This window comes from Arthrobacter sp. Hiyo1 (genome assembly GCF_001263615.2).
Taxonomy (GTDB): domain Bacteria; phylum Actinomycetota; class Actinomycetes; order Actinomycetales; family Micrococcaceae; genus Arthrobacter.
This window is the reverse complement of record NZ_DF952470.1, coordinates 510,927-512,790: the sequence shown is the minus strand read 5'-3', so window position 1 is coordinate 512,790 and position 1,864 is coordinate 510,927. Positions and strand designations below refer to the sequence as shown.

Below are 1,864 nucleotides of genomic sequence, written 5' to 3'. Positions count from 1 at the left end.
TGCCAGCGCCGCTGACGGATCCCGCACCTTGGCGAGCGAGTTGGCGAAGGGCGCAGGCAAGGTCCCGAACCCGAACGACGCCCAAAAGAGCGAGGTGTCCAAGGTGATCGCCGATCCTGTGGCGGTCAACAACGTATCGCAGGCCAAGGCAGGGTCCTACGGTGCGGGCCTGGCCCCGTTCTTCCTGACACTGTCCCTCTGGATCGGCGTGTTCATGCTGGTCCAGGCCATGCGTCCCATCACCCAGCGGGCCTTGGCGTCGAACGCGCCGTCATGGAAAATCGCCGTCGGCGGCTGGCTCCCGTTCTTCGTGGTGTCCGTGCTGCAGGCCAGTATCCTCACCCTCGTGGTGGACCTGGGGCTGGGACTCAACGCGGCTCACCCGGTGTGGATGTGGTTGTTCATGCTGGCAGCGGTCATGGCGTTCACGGCCCTCATCCAGGGCATCGTGGCCTTGCTCGGGACTCCTGGAAAGTTCGTCGTGCTGATCCTGCTGGTCCTGCAGTTGGTGTCGTCCGGCGGAACGTTCCCTTGGCAAACCACCCCCATGCCTCTCCACGTGGTGCACGAGATCATGCCGATGGGCTACGTAGTGACCGGCATGCGGCACCTGATCTACGGCGGCGACTTGACCATGATCTGGCCGATTGTCCTGGGGCTACTTGGCTACACTGTGCTGGGGGCCGCGCTTTCCACGCTGGCTGTCCGTAAGCACAAGTTCTGGACCCTCAAGACCCTGAAGCCGGAGATCGCTGTATGAGCATGCAAGAGCCGGATGTCTCGGGGCTCCCGGAGAAGAAGCTCCGCCCGGCCCGCACCAACGCGACCAAGCAGCGCCTTTTCGACGCTTCGATGGAGCTGATCGGCGAGCGCGGCGCAGCGGGCGTCACCGTGGACGAGATCGCGGCCGCAGCCGGGGTGTCCAAGGGAACGGTCTACTACAATTTCGGCAGCAAGTCCGATCTGATCGCCCAGTTGCTGCGGCACGGCGTCGACATCATGCTCGGCCGGCTCCAGACCATCGAAGGCTTGCACGCCGATCCGCTCGAAGCGATGGAGCCATGCTCGGCCAGGCTATGGACTTCATGGACGACTACCCGTCCTTCGCGCGGCTCTGGATCAGCGAGAACTGGCGGACGCCCAGCGAGTGGGGCAAGCTCTTCGTCGAACTCCGCAGCGAGTTGCTCGCGGTGATTGGCGCGGCCATCGAAAAGGTCGCCGCCACCTACACGGTAGATACCGGTATTGCCCGGGGCAGCCTTGAGGCGGCGATGTTCGGAGCGATCTTCGTGGTGGGCCTTGACCGGCAGACGTACAACCCCGAGCGCACCCGCGAGCAGAGCATAGCGGCCCTCATGACCATCATGCGGGGCTACGTACTGCGGTAACGGTATGGCAACTGCCGCGTCTTGGGGCGCGGCGCTGCCGCGGGTCAGGGATGATTAATCCCATGCGTCACATGGGGAACAGCGGAAAGCTTGCGATTATCTCTGCTGTGGTGTCTGCTGGTTTGCTGGTGCTCCTGGCCATCACCCTTGACGAAACCGTGATGTACATCTTCCTGGGGGCCCTGGCGATCGGCTACCTGGCGTGCGTCGCCGAGGTTTTCACCCGTCGCAGGTACTTCATGCTGGTTCTCGGGGCCATCTCGACGATCCTGTTCATCGCGTTCGGAATCGCGTTCCTGCGCATGTGGGGCCTCGCCTTCAACCAGGACGAGAACGCCCTGGGCAGCGCGGTGAGCACCAAGGACTCGGACATCTATTTCTACCTCGCCGCGCTTGCCGGCTGCAGCTCCCTGCTGATCTTGTTCGTGGGGGCGGTATGGCCATCGCGCCGTGCGAAGGCAGTGGCCCGTCCGGCT

General features: G+C 63.9%; 1 protein-coding gene and 2 pseudogenes. All 3 read left to right on the top strand.

Annotated features, from left to right (window positions below):
* Positions 1 to 760: YhgE/Pip family protein (locus AHiyo1_RS11215; RefSeq protein WP_113990637.1), on the top strand; the 760-nt coding region annotated here is incomplete at its 5' end.
* A pseudogene (locus AHiyo1_RS11210) lies at positions 757 to 1,388 on the top strand (TetR/AcrR family transcriptional regulator). The gene AHiyo1_RS11215 and the pseudogene AHiyo1_RS11210, both read left to right, overlap by 4 nt.
* A gap of 62 nt (positions 1,389 to 1,450) precedes the next feature.
* Positions 1,451 to 1,864 (top strand): annotated as a pseudogene (locus AHiyo1_RS24715) (hypothetical protein); the annotation flags it as partial.